The organism is Pseudomonas sp. PvP025 (assembly GCF_017832155.1).
Classification (GTDB): domain Bacteria; phylum Pseudomonadota; class Gammaproteobacteria; order Pseudomonadales; family Pseudomonadaceae; genus Aquipseudomonas.
Window position 1 is genome coordinate 3,955,826 of record NZ_JAFIBJ010000001.1, and the last position, 23,638, is coordinate 3,979,463.

Below are 23,638 nucleotides of genomic sequence, written 5' to 3' on the forward strand. Positions count from 1 at the left end.
GCATCGTTCAGGCCGTGTAGAGCGCTTGATCCTACGCGGTTATGCCAGCCAATCCAGCGTCAGGATCAATCGGCGCTCGCCGGCTTTGAGGGCGGGCGAGCGATGAATCAGACCGTGCGCTTCGTTGCCATGCCATTGGGTGCCTTTGAGCAGGGCCACTTCGCCGCACTGGACCTGTTCGATGCGCTCGCTGGGTTCGGCCTCCGGCTGGCCGAGTGCGCGCCGGTCCATCACGCCCTCGCGCACCCATTGGCTGCCGATACCGGCGTAGGTGGTGATCAGCCGCACCGGCACATGGTCCACGTGAAAGCGCGGGCACATGGCTTTGTCCAGCAGCCGCAGGCGCACGCCGATACGTTTGGCCCCGAGCAGGCAGGCAAACGCGCTGACCAGCCATGACACATCGGCGATGAAGCCCTCATAGCCTTCAAGATCGCTGCAACTGGACGCCAAACCCTGCAAATTCGGCATCGCGTCTTCATCATTGAGTTCGATGACCATGGCGTCGGCCAGCGGCTCATCGAGCGCCACCAGCAACTGGCCGAATTCAGCAATATGCAGCGGCAGCTGACGCTGCCACAGCGCCAGGTTCACGCCGTCTTCGAGGATGTCGGACAGCGCCAGCGGGGTTTCTCCGCGCGTCTGGCGCACTACGGGACGCAGTTGGATGATCGGCGCAAGCATCAGGCGGCCTCTTCATACCAGGGGCCAAATGGATCGGCCAACACGCGCCATCCTTCGACGCCCAGGGCCATTTCTTCGTCGGTGAGCAAACAGGCATCCAGCTCGGCACGCATCAGTGCGAAATCGATGTTCTGCCCAATGAACACCAGCTCCTGACGGCAGTCGCCGGTGCTCAGCTGCCAGTTGCCCATGATCGCTGCGACGCTTTCCTTGTCCTCGGGCCACTGGCTTTTCGGCACGAAGCGCCACCAGCGTCCGGCAAAACCGTGACGCATCAAGCCACCGGCCTGGGACCAACTGCCCGCATCCTGATGCTTGCTGGCCAACCAGAAAAAACCCTTGGAGCGCAGCAGCTTGCCGTTGACCCAGGGACGGTCGATAAAGTCGAAAAAGCGCTGCGGGTGAAACGGGCGACGCGCGCGGTAAGCGGTGGACGCGATGCCGTACTCTTCGGTTTCCGGCACATGCTCGCCGCGCAACTCCTGCAGCCAGCCTGGGGCCTGGGCTGCGCGTTCGAAGTCAAAGCGGCCGGTGTTGAGGATCTTGTTCAGCGGCACGTCGCCCATGACCATCGGGATGATTTCGGCCTGGGCGTTCAGACGTTCGAGGATGGCCATCAGCTCTTCGCGTTCGTGGCTGCTGATCAGGTCAATCTTGCTGATCAGGATGACGTCGGCGAATTCGATCTGTTCGATCAACAGGTCGGTGATGGAGCGCTCGTCGTCTTCGCCCAGGGTTTCGCCGCGTGAGGCCAGGCTTTCAGCCGCCTGGTAATCGAGCAGGAAGTTCATGCCATCAACCACGGTGACCATGGTGTCCAGCCGCGCGATATCCGCCAGGCTTTGGTCGTTTTCATCGCGAAAAGTGAAGGTTTCGGCCACCGGCAGCGGTTCGGAAATGCCGGTGGACTCGATCAGCAGGTAATCGAACCGGCCCTCTTTGGCGAGCTTGGTGACTTCTTCGAGCAGGTCTTCACGCAAGGTGCAGCAGATGCAGCCATTGCTCATCTCCACCAGCTTTTCTTCGGAACGGTTGAGAGTGACGTCGCGCTGCACTTCGCTGCCGTCGATGTTGATTTCACTCATGTCGTTGACGATCACCGCCACCCGCAGGTTTTCGCGGTTGCGCAGGACATGGTTGAGCAGCGTGCTTTTACCGGCGCCGAGAAAGCCGGACAACACAGTCACGGGGAGACGATTGGGCATCAGGTTTTCCTCATCAGGGTTGGCCGGTCAAACAGCCCGTTTATGGCGTTCGCGCAGCTCTTCACGTTCTTTGGCTTCGATACACAGGGTGGCGGTGGGGCGCAGCAGCAAGCGTTGCAGGCCGATCGGTTCACCGGTTTCCCGGCACCAGCCGTATTCGCCACGCGCCAGCAACTCGAGGGCGTCGTCGATCTTGTCCAGCAGCTTCTTTTCCCGCTCCAGCAGGCGCAGTTGCCATTGGCGCTGTTCTTCGGCACTGCCCACATCGGCGGGGTCGCTGTTGGTTTCCTGCTCGCGCAGCACCAAAAATTCGGCTTCGATGCGCACTTGCAACGCCTTGCGTTGGGCCATCAACAACGCACGGAAGAAGCTTTGCTGGGCTTCATTCATGTAATCGTCAGGCGATTGGGCCAGGAGTTCTTGTTCAGTCATGGGCAGCGGTTCACGCGTGGGGCTGGCTTTTAATGTTATAGTATAACAACACAAATAAGCCAATCCCCTTGTCTGCGGCGACGAAGGGCGCAATGCTTGCCCACTGTTCACTCCTGAGAAACCTTATGAAATACCTGGTGTGCGCCCTGTTATTGGCAACGGCAGGACCGGCCTGTGCCGAGGTTCCGAACCTGCTGGCCAACTGCACGCGCAGCGCCACCCTGCTGGCCTGCGTCGATCCGCTGGGCAATGCCTACAGCGTGGCCACGGTGGGCAGCACCACGTATCTGCGCGGGTTCGAGGTGATCGGCAAACGTTACTGGGCACAGACCAACAGCCGTTACGGGCAACTGACGTTCTTTACCGGGCTGGCCTCCGATGGCGAGGCGTGGGTGGGCTACACGCGGCGCGTGGGCTGGACGACGATCAACCGGTTTTCCAGTTCAGGTGGGGCCAGCGCTAAATTCACCTGCAGCCGGATAACCGGCTGCTAGACCTGGCCGTTCTTCTGTTCCTGGGCCCACGCCATGTAGCTGTTCATGGGCGGGTTCTTCTGGAAATATTTTTTCAGGCCCTCGAACAACCCATCCGCCACCGCCTGTTGATGACGCGCCGTGACCAGCCGCGCACTGTCCCGTGCGTTGGAGATGAACCCGGTTTCCACCAGGATCGATGGCACGTCAGGTGACTTGAGCACCGCAAACCCTGCCTGTTCCACGCGCTTTTGATGCAGGCTGGTAATACCCTCCAGGCTGCCCAGGATCGAGTGGCCCAGTTGCAGGCTGGACGCGATGGTGGCGTTCATCGACATGTCGAGAATCACCCCGGCCAGCATCGGGTCCTTGTCCTTGAGGTTCAGCAGGCTGGTGGCGCCCAGCAGGTCGGCACCGTTTTCCCGCTGCGCCATGAACCGCGCGGTGGCGGACGTGGCGCCGCCTTCGGACAACGCATACACCGAGGCGCCCGACGCGGTGATACGCGGCGCCGCATCCGCATGCACCGAGATAAACATGTCGGCATTGTGTTTGTGCGCAATCTCCACGCGCTTGCGCAGGGGCACGAAGAAGTCGTCGTTGCGCACCAGCTTCACGTCAAAGCCCTTCTCGCGCTTCAAGCGTTTGGCCAGCAGTTGGGCAATCGACAACACCACGTCTTTTTCGCGCTGGCCCTTGGAGCCCACGGCGCCCGGGTCCTTGCCGCCATGGCCGGGGTCGACCACCACAATGATGTCGCGCCGGGGGTGGGTTTTATCCACAGGCGCCACCCACGGCGCGGGTTCGGCGGCGATCTGCCGCGGTGCATGGGTAATGCCGCTGAGGTCCAGCACCAGGCGATGGCCCTGGCCGTCCTGAGGCGGTAACAGGAAGCTGTTGAGCTGCATCGGTGAGGCCAGGTCCAACACGATCCGTGTGTCGTTGGTGCCGAAGTGCCCCGAGCGAATCGAGGTAATCCCGCTGTTCTTCAGCATCAGCTGAGAGAAATCACCCGTCAGACCGGCGCCGCTCAAGTCGATGATCACGCGCTCCGGGGCAGTCAGGGAAAAGGTCTTGTATTGCACCGGCCCGCTGAGATCGAACACCAGCCGCAGCTTGTCTGCCGAGCGCCACAAGCGGGCGTTGCGAATCTGCGTAGCGTGGGCCGCGAACGGCAGGGTAAATAACGGGCTGACCAGGAGCAGGTTGAGGAGCTGACGTCTGTGCATGACCTATACCGCAAATAAAGGAGCGTCCCTGCTCGACATGACTGAGCAAAACCTGGAGCAGAAAATTAATCGTCGACTTTGTCGTTATACTATAACATGTCTAAATATTTCCAACGACGGACCTGCTCATGAATGCGCTGACTCTGCCGGATATCGCCGCGCAGGCTTCACGCCAGGCTATGCCACTGGACTGGGTGGGCATGTGCGGCATCGCCCTGCCCATCCTGTTCGACGGCCAACGTCTGCCTGCCACCGCCGACGCCGGCGTGAGCCTGGATGACGGCGGCGCCCGTGGCATTCACATGTCACGCCTGTACCTGGCGCTGGAGATGCTCGACCAGCAAACCCTCACGCCTGCACTTCTGCGCAATGTACTGCAGCGCTTTCTCGACAGTCATGAAGATTTATCTAAGAACGCCTACCTGCGCATCCACACCGATTTGCTGCTCAAACGCCCGGCCTTGGTCAGCCCTCTGGCAGGCTGGAAACGCTATCCGGTGAGCATCGAAGCGCGTCTGGAAAATCAGATGTTCCACGTGGAACTAAAAATTGACGTGAGTTACTCCTCAACCTGCCCTTGCTCCGCTGCCCTCGCCAGGCAGTTGATTCAACGGCAGTTTCTCGATGACTTCGGTGACAAGCCGCTGCAGCACGAAGCCGTAATGACCTGGCTCGGCAGCGCCAATGGCATCGTTGCCACGCCCCACAGCCAACGCAGCAGTGCGCAACTGCATGTCGAACTGCAAGGCGAGCACCTGCCATTGGTCGACCTGATCAACGGCGCCGAAGCCGCCCTTGGCACCGCCGTACAAACCGCCGTAAAGCGTGCAGACGAACAAGCCTTCGCCCTGGCCAATGGGCAGAACCTGATGTTCTGCGAAGACGCCGCCCGCCGCCTGAACCTCGCCTTGAAACGCTCGGACGCCGTCAAAGCCTTCCACCTCAAAGTGATCCACGCCGAAAGCCTGCACGCGCACGATGCCGTGGCCGAAAGCCGCTGGACGAGAAACCCTGCATGATCACCTGCACTGCCCTGCGCTGGGGCGCCCCCGGCCAACCCCTCACACCCGCCATCGATTTCACCCTGGAAAAAGGCAGCCTCACCGGCGTCGTAGGCCCCAATGGCTGCGGCAAGAGCAGCCTGCTCAAAGTCATCGCCGGCTTGCAGAAACCGCTGGCCGGGAAAGTCGTCGTGGAAGTGCCACGCCGTGGCGGCCTGGCGTTCCTGCCCCAGCAGCAACAGCTCGACCGCCAGTTCCCGATCAACCTGCAGGAACTGGTCGCCGCCGGTTTCTGGGGCGCGCGGCTTTCTGCTGCGCAGCGCAGCGAACGCCTGCAAGCGGTGCTCGAAGACTGGTGCCTCAGCGGCCTGGAGCTGCGCCCGTTGATGGCGTTGTCCGGCGGCCAATTGCAACGTGCCCTGCTTGCCCGCATGAGCCTGGCCGACTCGCCCGTGCTGCTGCTCGACGAGCCCCACGCCGCCCTCGACGAAGCAGGCCAGGCGCTGTGCTGGAATCACATTCACGCCTGGCATGCCGAAGGTCGCACGGTGGTGGTCGTTTGCCACGACCTGGCCTCGGTGCGTCATCACACCCAGAAGGTGCTGCAGATCAAAAGCAACGGCTGCGTGTTCGGCTCGAGCAAAGAGCTGATTCGCGCGCAACCTCAAATGCAGGTGGCCTGATGCATTTTGCCGCTCACCTGTGGATGCCGTTTCTCGATTTTGTGTTCATGCGTCGCGCCCTCATCGGCGGCCTGGTACTGGCCTGCAGCACTGCGCCGCTGGGGGTGTTCCTGATCCTGCGGCGTATGAGCCTGATCGGTGACGCCGTCGCCCACGGCATCCTGCCCGGCGCGGCACTGGGCTTCTGGTTCGCCGGGCTGAGCCTGCCCGCGCTGACCATCGGCGGTCTCGGCGCCGGCCTGAGCATGGCCGGCCTGTCGGCGTGGATCACCCGTCGCACGGGCCTGCGCGAAGACGCCAGCCTGGCCGCCATCTACCCCATCTCCCTCGCCGCCGGCGTGCTGATCCTCGGCATCGCCGGCAAACGCCTGGACCTGCTGCACCTGCTGTTCGGCTCCGCCCTGGCGGTGGACGAAACCACCCTCACCGGCATGCTCTGGGTTTCCAGCTTCAGCCTGCTCGCCATGGCACTGATCTACAAACCGCTGCTGCTGGACACGCTGGATCCGCTGTTCCTGCAAACCGTCAGCCGCCTGGGGCCACTGGCCCACGGCTTATTCCTGACCCTGGTGGTGCTGAACCTGGTGATCGGCTTCCAGGCCATCGGCGCATTGATGGTGGTAGGCCTGATGATGCTGCCGGCCATCGCCTCACGTTTCTGGAGCCGGCGCCTGCCGGTGTTGATCGCAATATCGGCGGTGCTGGGATGCCTGTCGGTATGGCTTGGCTTGTTGCTGTCGTTTTACTACTCGCTGCCCAGCGGCCCGGCCATCGTGCTGGTGGCTGGCGGCGGGTATCTGCTGTCCGTGGTCTTTGGTCCGGTGCACGGCCTGCTGCGCCGCCCGCCCTTGCTTACATCCCAATGAGGTGTTTCCCGATGCGCGCTCTACTCGTGCTGTTCAGCCTGCTGCTGCCGCTGTCGATGGCCCATGCCGCCGACAAACTCCAGGTGGTCACCAGCTTCAGTATTCTCGATGACATCACCCACCAGATCGGTGGCGAACACATCCAGATCAGCAACATGGTCGGCCCCGACGCCGACGCCCACACCTACGAACCCACGCCGGATGATGCCAAAGCGCTGCTCAAGGCCAAACTGATCATCAAGAACGGCCTGGGCTTCGAGCCGTGGCTGGACCGCCTGATCACCAGCACCGAAACCAAGGCCACGGTGGTCACTGCCAGCAAAGGCGTGATTTCCCACACCATGGACGAAGACGGCGAAACCATTCCCGACCCGCACGCCTGGCACAACCTGGCCAATGCCGAAATCTACGTGAACAACATCACCAAGGCCCTGATCGCTGCCGACCCGGCCAACCAGGCCGACTACCAGCGCAACAGCCAGGCCTACCTGAAAGAAATCTACCGCCTGCTGGCTGAAGCCAAGGCCAAGTTCGGCGCACTGCCAGCGGGTAACCGCCGCATCGTCACCTCCCATGACGCCTTTGGTTACTTGGGCCAGGCCTACGGTATTCAGTTCCTCGCGCCCCAGGGCTTGTCCACCGAGCGTGAACCGTCCGCCGCCGAAGTGGCTGCGCTGATCACGCAGATCCGCAAAGACAAGGTCAAGGCCGTGTTCATGGAAAACATCAAGGATTCGCGCCTGCTCAAGCAGATCGCTGACGAAAGCGGTGCGCAGATCGGCGGCACGCTGTACTCAGACGCCTTGGCCGCCGAAGGCCCTGCCAGCACCTTCACCGGGTTGTTCGAATACAACCTCAACACGCTTTGTGCAGCGTTGAGCAAACCATGATCCGTAAAAATCCCTCGGGCGACCTGCCGGTCATTGCCGAATCGGCCTACGTCGATAAGACCGCAATCATCTGCGGCAAAGTCATCATCGGCGAGAACGTGTTCGTCGGCCCCTACGCCGTGATCCGCGCCGACGAAGTCGACGCCAGCGGCGCCATGGACCCCATCACCATTGGCGCCAACTCCAACATCCAGGACGGCGTGGTCATCCACTCCAAATCCGGTGCGGCGGTGACCATCGGCGAGTTCACGTCCATCGCGCACCGCTCCATCGTCCACGGCCCCTGCACGGTGGGTGACCGCGTGTTTATCGGCTTCAACAGCGTGCTGTTCAATTGCGTCGTCGGCGACGGCTGCGTGGTGCGCCACAACTCGGTGGTCGACGGTCGCGATTTGCCCGACGCGTTCTACGTGCCCTCCACTACCCGCATCGGGCCGAATACCGACCTGTCGCAATTCCCGCCGGTGAGTGTCAGCGCCTCGGAGTTTTCCGAAGACGTGGCCCGTACCAACGTCGACCTGGTGCGAGGTTATAAAGCCCTGCAAAACGAGTTCTGAACCATGACCCGCCTGTTGATCCGCAACGCCCGCCTGGTGAACGAAGGCCAGGCATTCGACGCTGATGTATGGGTCGCCAATGGCCGCATCGAGAAAATCGCCAGCAGCATCGAGGATTGTAAGGCGCCCCTGGCGATTGACGCTCAGGGTCAATGGCTGCTGCCGGGCATGATTGACGATCAGGTGCACTTTCGTGAACCTGGCGCGCCGGAAAAAGGCAGCTTCTACAGCGAATCAAGGGCAGCGGTGGCCGGTGGCATCACCAGCTTCATGGACATGCCCAATACCCGTCCGGCCACGCTGACCCTCGAAGCGCTGGCCGACAAGAAACGCCGCGCCGGCCTGCATTCGGTGGCCAACTATGGTTTTCACTTTGGCGTCAGCAACGACAACCTCGACACCGTGGCGGCTCTGGACCCGCGCGAAGTGGCCGGGGTCAAGGTGTTCATGGGCGCGTCCACCGGCAATATGCTGGTGGACGCCATTCGCCGAGCGCCGCTTTCGCCACAGCGTCAGCACCACCCTGGTCTCCGGTCACCTGGCGTGGCACAACGGCCAGGTGGTCGAGAGCTGCCAGGGTTTACCGCTGCACTTCCTGAGGTAGGCTGAGGTAGGCGCAGCCGGTTATGCGCGAGGCTTGACGGTGCCGCAGTCATTGCCCAGCCATTGGGCGTGGCTGTCCAGGCTGCCTTTTTGCTGGATGCCGGTGGCATTGAAGGTGCCGTTGACCGTGGTGGTGAAGGCCTTCTGGCTCTGGAAGGTCGCCACGCCAGTGCCTTGGGCTTTCGGGCAACTGAAGCGGAATTTCCACTGGTTGCCGGTCTTCTCGGTGATTTGCTGCTTGCAACCCGATTGCGGGTCGGTCAGCGGGATGGAGTCGGTCGCCACCTGGGCGGGCGTGAGACACACCTGCACGCCTTTACCGGCCATGGTAATGCCCTGCTTTTCGAGCATGGCGCGCTGTTCGGGGGTCATCTGTTGCTTGAGCTGACCGAGGATCAGCGACAGGTCCGGCAGGTCCTGGTTATCGACCTTCATATTGCTGGTGGTCAATTCCCACAAGCCCGGCGCCAGCATCTGCGCCTGTGCCGCCACCGGCAGCGCCAAACCAACAACCATGGACAAACACAGCAGACGAGCCTTCATCGGGTAACTCCTGGGTAATTGTGGGCGTTAGACGCCGCGGACGTGCCAGTGTTGCACGGCAAATAAAATAGCGACATTCGTGGCCGAACATGGTCTGTTACGCACTGCACTGGATTGTCTGGAGTATCGCCGTTCATGGATTTTTTTGGCCCGCACCTGCTCGCCTACTTCATCGCCACGCTGCATTTTTTCGGGACACTCGCCGCGATCCACGCGGTGCTGACGGTGCGCACCGCTCAGGGCTCGATCGCCTGGGCGCTGTCGCTGATGTTCATGCCGTACCTCACGCTTGTCCCCTACCTGATCTTTGGCCGCAGCACGTTCGATGCGTACATCCAGGCGCGTCGCCAGGCCAACCAGGAAATGCACACCGCCATCAATGAGCTGAACTGGCGCCCGTGGGTCGAGGAAGCCCTGGCCGCGCGCAATTCCGCCGCCTACACCTCCCTGCGTGCCATGCCCAAACTGGGACGCATGCCGTGCCTGGCCAATAACCAGGTGCGCCTGCTGATCAACGGCGAGGCTACCTTCAGCGCGATTTTCGACGCCATTCGCGGCGCAAAATCCGCCGTGCTGTTCCAGTTCTTCATCATTCACGACGATGCGCTGGGCCGCCAACTGCACGCCCTGCTCAAGGCGAAGGCCGCCGAAGGGGTCGATATCCATGTGCTCTATGACCGCATCGGCAGCCACGCCCTGCCCCATCGCTACGTGCAGTCGCTGCGTGACGCCGGAGTGAAGGTCAAGGCGTTCGCCACCCGCAGCGGCTGGCTCAATCGCTTCCAGGTCAACTTCCGTAACCACCGCAAAATCGTGGTAGTGGATGGCGTTACCGGGTTTGTGGGCGGGCATAACGTGGGTGATGAATACCTCGGCAAAAAGCCGCCGCTGGCGCCCTGGCGCGATACTCACGTGCAGGTTTTCGGCCCGGTGGTAGCGTGCCTGCAGGAGTCATTCGCCGAAGACTGGTTCTGGGCCGCGCGGGAGTTGCCACCCCTGATCCTGCCGGACACCTACCCCGAAGACGGCGTGCTCTGCCAACTGCTCGCCAGTGGCCCGGCAGACCCCTATGAAACCTGCTCGCTGTTCTTCGTCGAAGCCATCCATGCCGCCACCGAACGGGTCTGGATCACCACCCCGTATTTCATCCCCGACGAAGCCGTGTTCGCTGCGCTGCGCCTGGCGGTACTGCGCGGCGTCGATGTGCGCATCCTGCTGCCATCGCGCCCCGACCATCGCATCGTGTATGCCGCGTCCAGCCTGTACGCCATCGAAGCGGTGCGCGCCGGCGTGCGGGTGTTCCGCTACACGCCCGGTTTTCTGCACCAGAAAGTGGTGCTGGTGGACGGCGAAATCAGCGCCATCGGCAGCGCGAACATGGACAACCGTTCTTTCCGGCTGAATTTCGAGGTGATGTTGCTCACGGTTGACGAGGCCTTCGCCAAACAGGTGGAGCAGATGCTGCTGGAAGATTTCGCCCAGGCCCATGAGATGAGCCTGGCGGAAAGCCGAGAGACCCGGCGCCTGCAGCAACTGGGCATGCGGATCGCGCGGCTTATTTCACCGATTCTCTAACCGCCAACCCAACGTCCTGTGGGAGGGGGCCTGAAATGTCAGGCAACCACACCCTGTGGCAAGCGGGCTGTCGTGGCGAGCGGGCTTGTTGTGGCGAGCGGGCTTGCCCCGCGTTGGGGTGCGAAGCGCCCCCCAATCAAGCAAAACACGGTGTACCTGATACGGCTCAGCGCCTGGCTTTGGGGCTGCTGCGCAGCCCAACGCAGGACAAGCCTGCTCGCCACAGGGAATCTGCGCTTAACTGAACGGCATTAGGGCAAGCCCGCTCGCCACAATAAGCACACCCGCCACAGAGGCGGTTTAGAATCAGGCCGTCTCCCTCGATAAGGAACGCAGACCATGCAAGACAACGCTGTCACGATCCCTGTGGAACTGGGTGCGCCCACTTACAAAATCGATTTGCTCTACGCCGTGCTCTACGAAGCCAAACCGTTCACGGACGCGGCGCTGCTTCTCTACGATAACGGCGTGTACAAAATACTCTCGCCTGGCGAAAACCATTACGGCGTCTACGTCACAAAGGGGCACGTGGACGGTGGCACCTGGGAGATGACCTTCATCTCGCTGCCCCATGCCGACTGGTACGACAACGTCGCGCTGCACACGCTCACCTTCGACAAAGCCGCGATGACGTTCGGGCAGCAAGCCTACCTGCCTTCAGACCCGAACATTCCCAAGCAGCACGGCACCTTCCAGATACACCCGAATGACATCGTCGACCCACGCGATATCTCGTGGGACGACCTGCCTCATCCTCGATAAATATCGTCGCGCGTCCACGGCAGTTCATGGCTGCCGTCCGCATGGGGCTTGAGCGCAAGAATCTGATGCAGATTGATCCAACCCCGTGCAAACGCGTATGCGCATCCGGCCAGGTACAAGCGCCAGATGCGCAGCGCCTGCTCCGGCACCATCCGCGCCGCCGCTTCCAGGTTGTCTTCCAGGCGTTCGCTCCAGTGGTCCAGGGTGCGCGCGTAGTGCAGACGCAGGCTTTCGACGTCGACCACTTCCAGCCCAGCGTCACTGATCTCGGCGGTCATCATCGCCAAATGCGGCAGCTCACCGTTGGGGAACACATAACGCCCGATAAACTCACCGGCGCCACGCCCCACCGGGCGACCGTCGGTGTGCTTGGCGGTGATGCCATGGTTCATCACCAGGCCACCTTCGCGCACCGCGCCAAACAGCGTCTTGCAGTATTGCGTGAGGTTGGCATGGCCGACGTGTTCGAACATGCCCACGCTCACCACCTTGTCAAAACGCCCGTCCTGGGGCAGGTCGCGGTAATCGAGCAGTTGCAGGTCGACCTGGTCTTCCAGTCCTTCGGCTTTCACCCGCTCACGCGCCAGGGCCAATTGCGCCTTGCTCAGGGTGATGCCCAACACGTTCACCCCGAACTCACGCGCGGCATACCGTGCCAGTCCGCCCCAGCCGCACCCTACGTCCAGCAGGTATTCGCCGGGCTGCAAGCGCAACTTGCGGCACAGGTGGCGAAATTTGTCCTGCTGGGCCTGGTCGATGGATTCGCTGCCGGTTTCGAAATAGCCGCAGGAGTACGCCATGTCCTGATCCAGCCACAGCTGGTAGAACTCATTGGAGAGGTCGTAATGGTAGGAAATGGCCGCCGCATCGGTGGCCTTGTCGTGAATCGAGCGCACCGGGCGAGTGTCCTCGTCATCGTCGATCAGGGCGTGACTCAGCTCGTCACACACCCGGATGACGTCGGTGATGGAGCCTTCCAGCTCGAGCTTGCCCTCGACGAACGCTTCGCCCAGCGAGTCGAGCGTGGGGTGGGTCAGCTGTGTAACGACGGTGGGGTCCTTCACCACAATGGTCACACTGGGCTCGGGGCCCAGGTTGAATTCATGGCCATCCCAGAGTCGCAGACGCAGCGGAAGCTGAAGATTCTGTAAGGCCGGTGGAAGTTGCGCGAGCATGAGTAGTCCCCCCTTGTTCAGAAGTCCGAATTGAGGGTAGACCATCCGCAGACAAAGTAGGAGGCTATCTATCTACCAGCGGACTGCCGGCATCCTCTTCAAGCTTCAACAGTGGCTCCTGGAAACGCAGTAACCGCCCCGCGTTGCCCAGCACCAGCAAGGTGCTGAGGTTATGCAGCACCGCCGCAATCATGGCGCCTGCAGCGCCCAGCCAGCCAAACGCAGCGAACACCACAATGGCGAGGGTCCAGCCCAGACCGATGATCACATTGACCTGCAACGTGCGCCGGCATTGGCGACTCAGCCGCACGCAGGTGCCGAGGCGACGCAGGTCGCTGCCGATCAGCACCACGTCCGCCGAGGCCAGGGCGATATCCGCACCCCCCGCGCCCATCGCCACGCCGACCACACCCGCCTTGAGCGCCAGCGAGTCGTTGATGCCGTCGCCCACCACCATCGGCCGAAAGCCGCTGCCGATTTCGCCCAGCACACGGTTGAGCTTGTCTTCCGGCAGGGCCTGGGCTTGCACATCGCTGATGCCCACCTGCGCCGCCAGGCTGTCGGCCACGCTCTGGCGGTCGCCGGTGAGCAGCAATTGCCGGCCCAGGCCCAGCTCGCGCAGTTCCTGCAGGGCCTGGCGCGCTTCCGGCTTGACGCTGTCGGCCAGCAGCAGCCAGGCCAGGAACCGCCCGTTCAGCGCCAGCCCGGCAATCGGGCCATCGTGACGGGGAACCGGCGTGGTCACGATGCCCAACTGCTCGAACAATTCCGGCCGCCCCAGCGCGGCTTCGCCCTCCCCGGTCTGTGCAACCACACCGAGGCCCTGACGCTCGCGAATATCGGTCAGCGCCGGCAACTGCGTGCCCAGCCCCGCCAACGCACGGCTGACCGGGTGACTGCTGGCCGAACCGAGGCTGGCCGCCAGGTTGAGCACCGCCGCGCGGTCCGTAGATGCGCCCTCGATGGACTGCAACCGCAGGGTGCCAAAGGTCAGCGTGCCGGTCTTGTCGACCACCAATGAGGTGAGATCGGCCAATTCCTCCAGAAACGCCGAGCTGCGAATCAGAATGCCATGGCGCGCCGCCACCGCAATGCCGGCAATCGCCGTGGCCGGCGCCGACAGCACCAGGGCGCAGGGGCACGCCGCCACCAGCACCGCGAGCATCGCCTGGGCGTCGTTGGTCACAAACCAGGTCACGGCCGCCAGCAACAGCACCAGCACCATATAGCTGCCGGCGTAACGCTCCAGCAACCGAGTGATCGGCGGCTTGGCGCGCTCGGCGTTCTGCATCAGGGCGATGACTTTGCCCAGGGTCGACTCATCGCCGGTGCGCGTTACTTCCAGGCGCAGCAGGCCGTCGAGGTTGATCGCACCGCCAAACACCTGCACCCCGGCCGAAGCCTCCATGGGCACCGACTCGCCGGTAATCGGCGCCGTGTCCAGGCTGGCCTGGCCCGACAGCACCACGCCATCGGCAGGCACGCGGTCGCCGGCGCGCACTTCAACGATATCGCCGGTATTGAGCGTGCCGTTATCCACTTCCACGATGCTGCCATCGGCCTGCACCCGGCGCGCCTGGCTGCGGGTGAGCTTGCCCAGGGCATGAATCGCCTCCTGGGAGCCGATCACGCTGCGCTCTTCCAGCACATGCCCGAAAATCATGATGATCGGCAGCAGCGCGGCGGTCAGCAGATCGCCCGTGGCCCAGGCGCCGAGCATGGCCAGGGCGATCAATTGGTCAGTGATGCCGTGCAGGCTGGGGAAGCGCAGGCTGTACCAGGCCGAACGCATCACCGGCACAGCCACCAGCAGCGAGGCCACGCCCAGCAGCAGTTGGCTGACGCCGCTCTGGTCGGGGGCCAGCCAGCGCCAGACCAGACCCAATATCAGCAAGCCCAACGCCAGCATCGCCAGGGTCAATTGCCGTGCGGCGCTTCGCTGCTCGGCGGACGTCAGCATCGAATCGCTCATTTCTCGGCGCCCTGAATGATCAAGCGGGAGTCGTCCCTGGGATCGACGGTGGTCACGGAACCGGCCTGGCCGAGGATCTTCGGCAAGCGTTCGCGGTACAGGCGCAGCATCAACCCAGGGTCTTTGACCTGGGCCAGGCTGGCGACGGTGGCGGTTTGCGCCTGGGCGCTGGCCAGACGTTCGCTGGCCTGGGCGTGGGCGACCTGCACCACGCGGTCGGCCTGCTGGTTGGCGGCCTGGGTCAGTTTTTCCGCGTCGGTGCGCGCATTGGCCACGGCCTTGTCAGCTTGCTGGCTGGCGGTGAGTACCGCGTTGAAGGCGTTTACCGCCGGGCCCGGCAGGCTGGACTGCACGTCGACACGGGTCACTTCGATGCCCAGGCCCAGGCCGCTGACGGCCAACTCGGCCAAGCGCTTGTTGATGCCTTGCACCAGGTCACCGCGCAGCCGCTCGCGGCGTTCGGCGGCGCCGTTATCGCTGCCGATCAGTTCCGGGCGTGCCACCAGGATGGTGTCCAGGTCGCGCGCAGCGGTCAGGGCCACGGCGCTGCGCGTCACCAGCCGATCCAGCGCGGGCAGCACATGATCGCCCTGCAACACGAACGCATAGGGTTCGCTGACCTTGTAGAACACCCGCACATCCAGCTGCACCACGCCGGCATCGCCGGTCAACAGATAGCCGGAGCCGGCCAGGGCGTCACTCAAGGGCGTGGCAAAACTGGCCACGCGGTCGGCCTGCAGCGCCGCATCCGAACGCAGCAGGTTGTCCACCCGGCGCTCGATCACGCGGTCGGCGGCCGGCAGCAGCACCACCTGCTCGAAGGGTTGCGGCCACGCCAACAACAGGCCGGCGTTCTGAATGCGGTCCAGGGCGCCAAAGTGCAGCACCACGGCGCGGTTCTGCGGGTCGATCTGGCGCACATTGGAAAATGCCCAGGCCAATGCCGCCAACACCGTCACCGCGTACAGCGCAAAAAAGGTCAGGCGCCCGGCCTGGACCCATGGGCCGTCCGGGCCGTCACCCTCGCTCATGGTTGAACGTCCCTGGGCCCATCGACCAGCGCACGAAACGGCGCCGCGTCGGTGCGCAGGATGATTTTGGTGCCCGGTGTCACCACCGTGCCCAAGGTATCCAGCGAGCGCAGCAGGTTGTACAGCTGGGGATTGCCGGCATAGGCGCGGCCGTAGATCTGTGCGGCTTCAACCCGCGATTGCGCTTCGATGTCAGCGGCTTTCACCGTGGCATCGGCCTGCATGATGCGCGCGTCGCGCTCGGCCGCCGAGCGAATCTGCGCGGCCTCGCGCTTGCCCACGGCGGTGCGCTCGGTGGCGATGGTTTCGCGTTCGGCGCGCATGCGGTCGACGGTGGCGGTGAGGGTCACCGAGGGCAACGTCAGCCGTTCGATGCCGACTTGCGCCACGCGCACGCCGTAGGTGGTGAGCAATTGTTGATCGATCTGCTGGCGCAACTGCGCCTCGAATTCGGCGATGCGCACCTGGCCGGCGTCAGTGTTGATCAGGCTGGACAGGTCAAAACTGGCGGCCGTGGTTTCCAGCGCCGAGCCGACAAAGGTGCGAATCTGCCGCGCCGCTTCATCGGGCTGGTTCTGCACCGCGCGCATGAAGCGCTGCACGTTGTCGGCATCGCCCTGCACCTGCCACGCCACGTAGGCCTGCACGATAATGCGCAGGCCATCGCGGGTGCCCACGTCCTGCAGGCCGCTGGAGGTGGTACGCAAGCGCAGATCCACCGGAATCGCTGCCTCGAACGGCGCCGGCCAGCGCCAGCCCAAGCCCGGCGCCAGCAGCACCCGCGACGGATTGCCGAAGCGGGTGATCACCGTGGCCTCGCCGGAGCGCACCTGCACCAGGCTCGCCGCCGCCACGGCAAACAGCACCAGCAGCGCGGCCCAGGCCATGCGCCGCCACGGAAACGGGCCCGCCGCCTGCTCATCGCCGTGATGAGGGTGGTGGTGATGGCCGTGATGATGATCGTGAGAATGAGCGCCCAACAGACAGACTCCTTATTGAACGGCTTTACGCGGCGCCACTGGATCGGCCGGCAAGGTAAAAGAACGCAGATCGATCGTCGGAGCGCCGTCGGCACCCAGGCGGTGATCCAGAATCAGCAGGTTGGCGTGGGCCAGGCCCTGGCTGAGTTGGCCGAGGTACTGTTCCAGCACGAAGGCCCGGCCAGCGCTGGCGTAGGCTTTTTGTTCGGCGTCAAAGCGCAGGTTTGCGGCCTGGGCGCCGGCATTCACTTCGCGGGCGCTGGCCACGGCCTGGTCATGGGCGGTGCTGGCTTGCAACAAGGCCTGGTTGGTTTGCTCGCTGGCGGCGCCGCGCTCGCGGGCGATCAGGGCCTGGGCGCCAATCTGCGCGGCCTGCACGCCGTGATAGGCGTTGGCCGCACCGGCCGGCGGGTGGATGGCTTCCACCACCGTGGCAAGAATTTCCACGCCGCTGTCGAGTTTCTGCAGGTCGGCCTGCACGCTGCGGCCGATCTCGTCGGCCAGCCGCGTGCGTTGTTCGCCGAGCAGTTCGTCAAGGGTGCGCGAGGCGAAGTCGTGCACCAGGATGCGGCTGGCGGTGCTGCGAATCAGGGTCGGTACGTCGGCGCTGTTGTAGGTGGCGGCCAGTGCGGCCTGATCGCCGAGGCCGATGCGGTAGACGAAACGCACATCCATATTGACGATCTGGAAGCCTTGCTTGTCGCCGCTGCTGCTGGCAATGACCTGGGATTTGTCATTCACATGGCTGGCGTCCCACAGACGGTTGGCGATGGCTGGCGGTGGGCCTTCAGCCGGCGCCGGTTCGGGTGGGCCGGCTTGGCTGACGCTGGTGGCCAGCTCGTGCACCACGCCGTTTTCCACGTTGATGACACGGCCCAACGGCCATGGCAGCCCGGTATGCAGACCGGGCCCGAACACCTGCACCGGCTTGCCGAAGCGCTCGTAAATCCCACGACCTTGCAGGGGCACTTCATGCACGCCGGTCAGCGCCCAGCCTACGGCCAACACCACCAACAGCACCGGCAAAAATGCCCGGCGCATGTAGGTGAACGCCCATATCTGACGCAGGTCGATGCCGTAGCGGTTGTGCAGTTCGTGCTGCAAGGCGAGCAAGGGCTGGGGTGGCCAGCGCAGCAGGTCAGCAATGAAGCTTTGCGCCATCAGGCGCGGTTCGAGGCGCGGCTGGCGCGGGCTGAACAGTGACAGCACGCCCCTGATCAAAAACTCCAGTGCCACCAGCGCGGGCAACACGCCCATCAGCACGGCCAGGCGCACTGGCCACACCGATTCGGCGTTCGCAAACAGCAGGCAGATCGAGCTCACCAGCAAACAACCGATGGCCACGCGGCACAACTGGGCCAGGGATGAAGCCTCAGGCCATTGCGTGTCGCTTTCCTGAGCCAGGCGACGTTCGAACACCAGCAAGCCAAACGCCAGGGCCAACCCCAGCGCAGCACCGATGCTGGCGGACTGGCCAATAGCGGCCGCAGGCAGGGCCAGGTTCCAGAATTCGATGATGCTGATCAGCGCCAGCAACGCCCAACCGCACAGCCACAAGACCGGTGTGCCGATCTGCGCGATAAAGCGCTCCATCAAGCGCGCGTAGCGGCCCGTTTCTTCAGCCGGCACGTCAACCGGCGGTGCTTCCAGTGCCTGGGCGCGCCAGTCGGCCACCCACCACGCCGACTGCAAGCCGGCCACCAGCAGCAGCAAGGCCGAGGCGCAATTGATCAACACCACCGGCCAGATCGACAGCGGCGCAAACAGCGCGACAAACAACGCCAACACCCAACCACTGACACCCACGGCGGTGAGGCTGATACCGGCTTGCCTCAATCGACGGGCATGGAACAGCCCTTGCTGAAAACGCGGCAGGCTTTCAGCCCGCACGCCGTCAGCTTCCAGATCCACTTGCATCCACTCAACGCCCGATAACACACAGTTCGTTACGATATAACACGGGGCGTGAAATATTTGTTTGTTTAACACCGAAAAATCAATGTGGGAGGCGGCTTGCTCCCGATAGCGGTGGGTCAGTCGGTACAGGTACTCACTGATCCACCGCTATCGGGAGCAAGCCCCCTCCCACAGTTGAGCGTTATTGCACTCACGATGGCACTAACCCCCTATAAACAGGAGCCATCACTGGTAGGGGCTACAAATAATCGGCACACTCCAGCACAGCTTTTCACGGGTTCACGGACAAGGAAGCGTCATCTCCCATGATTTCGATCTATCAGCTCAAGCCACGCTTTCAGAACCTGCTGCGCCCGCTGGTGCAGCGCCTCTACGACAATGGCACCACCGCCAACCAGATCACCGTGCTGGCCGGGGTGATTTCCCTGTTGGTAGGCCTGCTGATTGGCGGGTTCGCCCAGCACCTGTGGCTATTTGCGCTGATCCCGTTGTGGATGATCGTGCGCATGGCCCTCAACGCCATCGACGGCATGCTCGCCCGCGAATTCGGCCAGCAATCGCGCCTGGGTGCCTACCTCAATGAACTGTGCGACGTGATCGCCGACAGCGCGCTGATCCTGCCGTTTGCACTGATCCCCGAGGTGAGCCTGGCGCCAGTGCTGCTGGTGACGCTGCTCGCGGTGTTCAGCGAATACGCAGGGGTGTTGGGGCCGATGGTCGGTGCCTCGCGGCGCTATGACGGGCCGATGGGCAAGAGCGATCGCGCCTTCGTCCTCGGCGTGCTGGCCACGGGCGTGGCGCTGGGCTGGCTGGGCGCTGCCTGGGTGAGCGCGGTGATGTGGCTGGTCGCCGCCCTGCTCGCCTATACCCTGGTCAACCGGGTGCGCCAGGGCCTCAAGGAACACTCCGCCACTTCACCGATTGCATAAGGATTTTTGCGATGCGCGAACAGCAGGCACAGACATTCAGTACCCATGATGGCGTCGAGCTTTTCTATCGGCACTGGCCGGCCACCGCTGCAACGGATGGCGAACCGCGCAAGGCGATCCTGCTGTTTCATCGCGGCCATGAGCATTCCGGGCGTATCGCCCATCTGGTGGATGAACTGGACCTGCCCGGTTTCGACTTCTTCGCCTGGGACGCCCGTGGCCACGGCCAATCACCCGGCGCACGCGGTGACAGCCCGAGCTTCGCCACCAGCGCCCGCGACGTGCAGACCTTCTGCGAACATATCGAAGCCACGTTTGGCATCGAGGCGCAAAACCTTGCGGTGATCGCCCAAAGCGTCGGCGCGGTGATTGCGGCCACCTGGGTGCACGACTATGCCCCCAACATCCGCGCCCTGGTGCTGGCCTCCCCGGCGTTCAAGGTCAAGCTGTACGTGCCCTTCGCCCGCCCGGGCCTGGCCTTGATGCGCCGGTTTCGCGGCAACTTTTTCGTCAACAGTTACGTCAAGGCCAGGTTCCTCAGCCATGATCCCGAGCGGGTGGCGTCCTACGACAGCGACCCGCTGATCACCAAGGCCATTTCGGTGAATGTGCTGCTGGGCCTGTACGAAGCGGCCGACCGCGTTGTCGCCGATGCCCAGGCGATCCAGGTGCCGACCCAACTGCTGGTGTCCGGTTCCGACTTCGTGGTGCACCGCAAGCCTCAGCAGCAGTTCTTCGACCGCCTGGGCAGCCTGAAAAAAGAGCTGCATATTCTCCCCGGTTTCTTTCACGACACCCTTGGCGAACGTGATCGCGCGGTGGCGCTGAGCAGCGCCAGGCGTTTTATCCTGCAGAACTTCAGCCACCCACTGGACCGCGCCTCGCTGCTGGACGCCGACAGGCTGGGCGCCACCTGCGCCGAATCCGAATCTCTGGCCGCGCCGCTGCCGCGCAATTCCCTGCGCGACCTTTACTGGCGCATGACCCGCGCCAGCATGGGCCTGGGCCAACGCCTGTCGGCCGGCGTGAAGCTGGGTTTCGATACCGGTTTCGACTCCGGCAGCACCCTGGACTACGTCTACCGCAACACGCCCACCGGCAAGGGTGGTGTGGGACGGATGATCGACACCAACTACCTCAACTCCATCGGCTGGCGCGGCATTCGCCAGCGCAAAGTGAACGTCGAGGAATTGCTGCGCCTGGCCATGGCCAGATTGCGCGATGAGCAGCGCGAAGTGCGCATCGTCGACATCGCCGCCGGCCATGGCCGTTACATTCTCGAAGCCCTGCAGGGCGTCTCACCGTTGCCGGAATCGATCCTGCTGCGTGACTACAGCGACATCAACGTGCGTGACGGTGGCGCGCTGATTCGCGAGAAAGGCCTGGGGGATATCGCGCAGTTCGTCAAAGGCGACGCGTTTGACCGGGCCGACCTGGCAGCGCTTGCGCCCAGGCCGACCCTGGCGGTGGTGTCCGGGCTGTATGAATTGTTCGCCGATAACGGCAGGGTCGGTGATTCGCTGGCCGGCTTGGCCGAGGCAGTGGAGCCCGGTGGTTACCTGGTGTACACCGGTCAGCCGTGGCACCCGCAGCTGGAACTGATCGCCCGCGCGCTCACCAGCCATCGCCAGGGCCAGGCCTGGGTGATGCGCCGTCGCAGTCAGGCGGAAATGGATCAGCTGGTGGCAGCGGCAGGCTTTCGCAAGATCACCCAACGTGTGGATGAATGGGGCATTTTCACCGTGTCCCTGGCGCAGAAGCTCTGAACATGCGCGAACCCGGTTTATTCAAGCCAGCGCTGTTATGGCTGCTGCTGTTGGCACCGCTGTTCTTCAGCACCTACGGCTTCGCCACCTGGGTCACGGCTCAGCGCAGCGACGTGGGCACGCTGGTGTTCGGCTGGGAAACCCATATGCCGTTCTGGGCCTGGACCATCGTGCCCTACTGGTCCATCGACCTGCTTTACGGGTTCTCGCTGCTGCTGCCCAACACCCGCCATGAACTCAAGCAGCACGCGCTGCGCCTGCTGACTGCGCAGGCGATCGCCGTGAGCTGCTTTCTGATCTGGCCGCTGCGGTTTACCTTCGAACGGCCCGCGCTGGATGGCGTGTTCGGCTGGCTGTTCGCGGTGCTGGCGGGGTTCGACAAACCGTTCAACCAGGCGCCGTCGCTGCACATCGCGTTACTGGTGATTCTGTGGCTCATGTTCCAGCGGCACACCCAGGGCATGTGGCGTTGGCTGGTGCATGGCTGGTTCGCCTTGATCGGTATTTCGGTGCTGACCACTTATCAACATCACTTTATTGACTTACCCACAGGCGCCCTCGCGGGATGGCTGTGTGTGTGGCTATGGCCTGTGGAGCATCCAAGTCCCCTGTTGCATAGTCGACTGGCGCGCGATCCCAAGCGTTGGTGGTTGGCTATGCGTTATGCCATAGGGGCCCTCGTGCTGTTCAGCCTGGCGCTGCTGTTGGGCGGTTGGTGGCTGTGGCTGGCGTGGCCCGCAGTGTCGCTGGCGTTGGTCACGTTGAATTACTGCGTGCTTGGCGCAGAGGGTTTTCAGAAGCGCGCGGATGGCCGGTTAACAGCCGCCGCACGCTGGCTGTACGCGCCGTATCTGGCCGGAGCCTGGATCAATTCACGGCTGTGGACGCGCAGGCATCCACAGGCCGATCTGATTGTGGATAACGTTTGGCTGGGCCGAATTCCCACGGCCGCTGAGCAAGGCTCGTTCAGTGCAGTGGTCGATCTGTGTGCAGAGTTGCCGATTAATCCACAGGGTCGAGCCTTCCAGTGCATCCCCGTGCTGGACCTGATCGCCCCCACGTCCGCCGAATGCCGACACGCCGCCGAGGCCATCGAACGCCTGCGCGTCAGCGGACCCTTGCTGGTGTGTTGCGCGCTGGGCTATTCGCGCAGCGCCACCGCCGTCGCCGCCTGGCTGCTGCACAGCGGGCGCGCCGCCACGGTGGATCAGGCGCTGGCTATCATTCGTACAGCACGGGCCGAAGTGGTCCTGCACCCCGCTCACCGAGAAGCTTTGGAGGGTTTGCCCCATGCCCGCTGATATGGAACTCCAGGTCGTCGCCAGTCTGCTGCGACGTGGTCGCTCACTGGACCAGTTATCCACAGGCCTGACGCTGCTGGGCGTGCTGTTCGGGCTGGCGCAAGTGCTGATGGCGAGCATTTCGCCGATCTGCCTGCTGCTCAGCCTGTGGATGGTTATCTTCGGGCTGCTGCAAAAATACTGGGCACTGCGCGTGGCCTTCGATGCCGACCTGTTCGCCCTGCTGGCTCGGGATACCGGGCGCACCGCCGACCTCGACCAGGCCCTGCAAGCCCTTGGCCTGCAATCGGCCAGGCGCGCCGGACGGCCCTGGATCGAGCGCCGCCGGGGCGCGCTGAAACTGCTGCGCAAACAAGCCTGGCTGCTGGGCGCGCAAGCGCTGCTGACCCTGGGCGTCATCCTCGCCAGCCCCTGGCTGCCTTTCGCCGGATAAGGAATTCCCATGTTCGAACCCGTGGTCGCCACGCTGATTACGTCGATGGCCCGCACCGTCACCGGCGCCCGCAGTCTGTGGCTCGGTTGCGCGCCCGTGCCGGTGCAGCGCATCTACTTCGCCAACCACAGCAGCCACGGCGACTTCGTGCTGCTGTGGGCCTCGCTGCCGCAGAACCTGCGCAAATTCACGCGCCCGGTGGCAGGCAGCGACTACTGGAACAAAAGTGCACTGCGCCGCTACATCATCAACCGTGTGTTCAACGGTGTGCTGATCGACCGCGAGCGCAAGGACCCTGTGGATAACCCCCTGACGCCCATGCTCGCCGCGCTGCAAGGCGGCGACTCGCTGATCATCTTCCCGGAAGGTACGCGCAATCTTGAGGATGGCCTGCTGCCCTTCAAGAGCGGCCTGTATCACCTGGCAAAAAGTTACCCACAGGCCGAGTTGATTCCGGTGTGGATTGCCAACCTCAACCGGGTCATGCCCAAAGGCCGCGTCCTGCCGCTGCCCCTGCTGTGCACCACCAGCTTCGGCGCCCCGCTGCAACTGGAAGACGGCGAAGACAAGGCACTGTTTCTTGCGCGCACCCGCGACGCCCTGCTGGCCCTTGCCCCGGAGCATGTCTGAC

General features: G+C 63.5%; 23 protein-coding genes and 1 pseudogene. 14 read left to right on the forward strand and 10 right to left on the reverse strand.

Annotation, left to right across the window (positions count from 1 at the left end; genetic code table 11):
• Positions 1–39: 39 nt before the first annotated feature.
• From JOE32_RS17165 to dksA, 3 genes are read right to left on the reverse strand one after another with little or no spacing between them, the layout of a single operon-like run.
• A complete protein-coding gene (locus JOE32_RS17165) occupies positions 40–684 on the reverse strand; it encodes a DUF1826 domain-containing protein (RefSeq protein ID WP_209986597.1) in 645 nt (214 codons plus the stop codon).
• Complete coding sequence (gene zigA, locus JOE32_RS17170; RefSeq protein WP_209986600.1) at positions 684–1,889, reverse strand: zinc metallochaperone GTPase ZigA; 1,206 nt, start codon at positions 1,887–1,889, stop codon at positions 684–686. Before zigA ends, JOE32_RS17165 begins: the two co-directional genes overlap by 1 nt.
• A gap of 27 nt (positions 1,890–1,916) precedes the next feature.
• A complete protein-coding gene (gene dksA, locus JOE32_RS17175; RefSeq protein WP_057006282.1) occupies positions 1,917–2,321 on the reverse strand; it encodes an RNA polymerase-binding protein DksA in 405 nt (134 codons plus the stop codon).
• A gap of 125 nt (positions 2,322–2,446) precedes the next feature.
• Here dksA and JOE32_RS17180 point away from each other — a divergent pair, with 125 nt between their 5' ends.
• Positions 2,447–2,815 carry a glutamine synthetase gene (locus JOE32_RS17180; RefSeq protein ID WP_209986605.1) on the forward strand — a complete coding sequence of 123 codons (369 nt, stop codon included), beginning with the start codon at positions 2,447–2,449 and terminating at the stop codon, positions 2,813–2,815.
• Here the strand turns inward: JOE32_RS17180 and JOE32_RS17185 are convergent.
• Entirely contained in the window at positions 2,812–4,023 is a 1,212-nt protein-coding gene (locus JOE32_RS17185) for an N-acetylmuramoyl-L-alanine amidase (RefSeq protein ID WP_209986608.1), read from the reverse strand. The genes JOE32_RS17180 and JOE32_RS17185 overlap by 4 nt on opposite strands.
• Positions 4,024–4,151: 128 nt before the next feature.
• On the opposite strand from JOE32_RS17185, the gene folE2 reads away from it, so the two are divergent.
• The 6 genes and pseudogenes from folE2 to JOE32_RS17215 all read left to right on the forward strand — a co-directional run.
• On the forward strand, positions 4,152–5,042 hold the full coding sequence (gene folE2 / locus JOE32_RS17190; RefSeq protein ID WP_209986616.1) for a GTP cyclohydrolase FolE2: 891 nt from the start codon (positions 4,152–4,154) through the stop codon (positions 5,040–5,042).
• Complete coding sequence (locus JOE32_RS17195; RefSeq protein ID WP_209986619.1) at positions 5,039–5,707, forward strand: ATP-binding cassette domain-containing protein; 669 nt, start codon at positions 5,039–5,041, stop codon at positions 5,705–5,707. Before folE2 ends, JOE32_RS17195 begins: the two co-directional genes overlap by 4 nt.
• A complete protein-coding gene (locus tag JOE32_RS17200) occupies positions 5,707–6,573 on the forward strand; it encodes a metal ABC transporter permease (protein ID WP_003231793.1) in 867 nt (288 codons plus the stop codon). The genes JOE32_RS17195 and JOE32_RS17200 overlap by 1 nt, the downstream gene beginning before the upstream one ends.
• A gap of 11 nt (positions 6,574–6,584) precedes the next feature.
• Positions 6,585–7,463, forward strand: a complete 879-nt coding sequence (locus JOE32_RS17205; protein ID WP_209986622.1) for a metal ABC transporter substrate-binding protein — start codon at positions 6,585–6,587, stop codon at positions 7,461–7,463.
• Complete coding sequence (locus JOE32_RS17210; RefSeq protein ID WP_003231797.1) at positions 7,460–8,020, forward strand: DapH/DapD/GlmU-related protein; 561 nt, start codon at positions 7,460–7,462, stop codon at positions 8,018–8,020. Before JOE32_RS17205 ends, JOE32_RS17210 begins: the two co-directional genes overlap by 4 nt.
• 3 nt (positions 8,021–8,023) lie before the next feature.
• Positions 8,024–8,552 (forward strand): annotated as a pseudogene (locus JOE32_RS17215) (dihydroorotase); the annotation flags it as partial.
• Between the two features lie 92 nt (positions 8,553–8,644).
• Here JOE32_RS17215 and JOE32_RS17220 read toward each other — a convergent pair.
• Positions 8,645–9,166 carry a DUF3617 domain-containing protein gene (locus JOE32_RS17220; protein ID WP_015373352.1) on the reverse strand — a complete coding sequence of 174 codons (522 nt, stop codon included), beginning with the start codon at positions 9,164–9,166 and terminating at the stop codon, positions 8,645–8,647.
• A gap of 135 nt (positions 9,167–9,301) precedes the next feature.
• On the opposite strand from JOE32_RS17220, the gene cls reads away from it, so the two are divergent.
• Both cls and JOE32_RS17230 read left to right on the forward strand, forming a co-directional pair.
• On the forward strand, positions 9,302–10,741 hold the full coding sequence (cls, locus tag JOE32_RS17225) for a cardiolipin synthase (RefSeq protein ID WP_209986625.1): 1,440 nt from the start codon (positions 9,302–9,304) through the stop codon (positions 10,739–10,741).
• A 339-nt stretch (positions 10,742–11,080) separates the two neighbouring features.
• Entirely contained in the window at positions 11,081–11,503 is a 423-nt protein-coding gene (locus JOE32_RS17230) for a hypothetical protein (RefSeq protein ID WP_209986628.1), read from the forward strand.
• Here JOE32_RS17230 and cfaB read toward each other — a convergent pair.
• From cfaB to JOE32_RS17255, 5 genes are all read right to left on the reverse strand, one after another.
• On the reverse strand, positions 11,491–12,678 hold the full coding sequence (gene cfaB, locus JOE32_RS17235; protein WP_209986631.1) for a C17 cyclopropane fatty acid synthase CfaB: 1,188 nt from the start codon (positions 12,676–12,678) through the stop codon (positions 11,491–11,493). The genes JOE32_RS17230 and cfaB overlap by 13 nt on opposite strands.
• A gap of 64 nt (positions 12,679–12,742) precedes the next feature.
• Positions 12,743–14,650, reverse strand: coding sequence for a cation-translocating P-type ATPase (locus JOE32_RS17240; protein ID WP_209986634.1), 1,908 nt, complete (start codon positions 14,648–14,650; stop codon positions 12,743–12,745).
• Entirely contained in the window at positions 14,647–15,681 is a 1,035-nt protein-coding gene (locus JOE32_RS17245; RefSeq protein ID WP_209986637.1) for a protease modulator HflK, read from the reverse strand. Before JOE32_RS17245 ends, JOE32_RS17240 begins: the two co-directional genes overlap by 4 nt.
• Complete coding sequence (locus JOE32_RS17250) at positions 15,678–16,661, reverse strand: protease modulator HflC (RefSeq protein WP_209986640.1); 984 nt, start codon at positions 16,659–16,661, stop codon at positions 15,678–15,680. Before JOE32_RS17250 ends, JOE32_RS17245 begins: the two co-directional genes overlap by 4 nt.
• Before the next feature lie 12 nt (positions 16,662–16,673).
• Positions 16,674–18,578 carry a protease modulator HflK gene (locus JOE32_RS17255; RefSeq protein WP_209986642.1) on the reverse strand — a complete coding sequence of 635 codons (1,905 nt, stop codon included), beginning with the start codon at positions 18,576–18,578 and terminating at the stop codon, positions 16,674–16,676.
• A gap of 305 nt (positions 18,579–18,883) precedes the next feature.
• Here JOE32_RS17255 and JOE32_RS17260 point away from each other — a divergent pair, with 305 nt between their 5' ends.
• The 5 genes from JOE32_RS17260 to JOE32_RS17280 are packed head-to-tail and all read left to right on the forward strand — an operon-like array spanning position 18,884 to position 23,637.
• Positions 18,884–19,507 (forward strand): CDP-alcohol phosphatidyltransferase family protein, encoded by a 624-nt coding sequence (locus JOE32_RS17260; RefSeq protein WP_209986646.1) that lies wholly within the window; start codon positions 18,884–18,886, stop codon positions 19,505–19,507.
• 11 nt (positions 19,508–19,518) lie between these two features.
• A complete protein-coding gene (locus JOE32_RS17265) occupies positions 19,519–21,273 on the forward strand; it encodes a bifunctional alpha/beta hydrolase/class I SAM-dependent methyltransferase (protein ID WP_209986649.1) in 1,755 nt (584 codons plus the stop codon).
• A gap of 2 nt (positions 21,274–21,275) precedes the next feature.
• Positions 21,276–22,574, forward strand: a complete 1,299-nt coding sequence (locus JOE32_RS17270; protein WP_209986652.1) for a phosphatase PAP2/dual specificity phosphatase family protein — start codon at positions 21,276–21,278, stop codon at positions 22,572–22,574.
• A complete protein-coding gene (locus JOE32_RS17275; protein ID WP_209986654.1) occupies positions 22,564–23,007 on the forward strand; it encodes a hypothetical protein in 444 nt (147 codons plus the stop codon). The genes JOE32_RS17270 and JOE32_RS17275 overlap by 11 nt, the downstream gene beginning before the upstream one ends.
• 9 nt (positions 23,008–23,016) lie before the next feature.
• Positions 23,017–23,637, forward strand: a complete 621-nt coding sequence (locus JOE32_RS17280; RefSeq protein ID WP_209986657.1) for a lysophospholipid acyltransferase family protein — start codon at positions 23,017–23,019, stop codon at positions 23,635–23,637.
• Position 23,638: the final 1 nt, after the last annotated feature.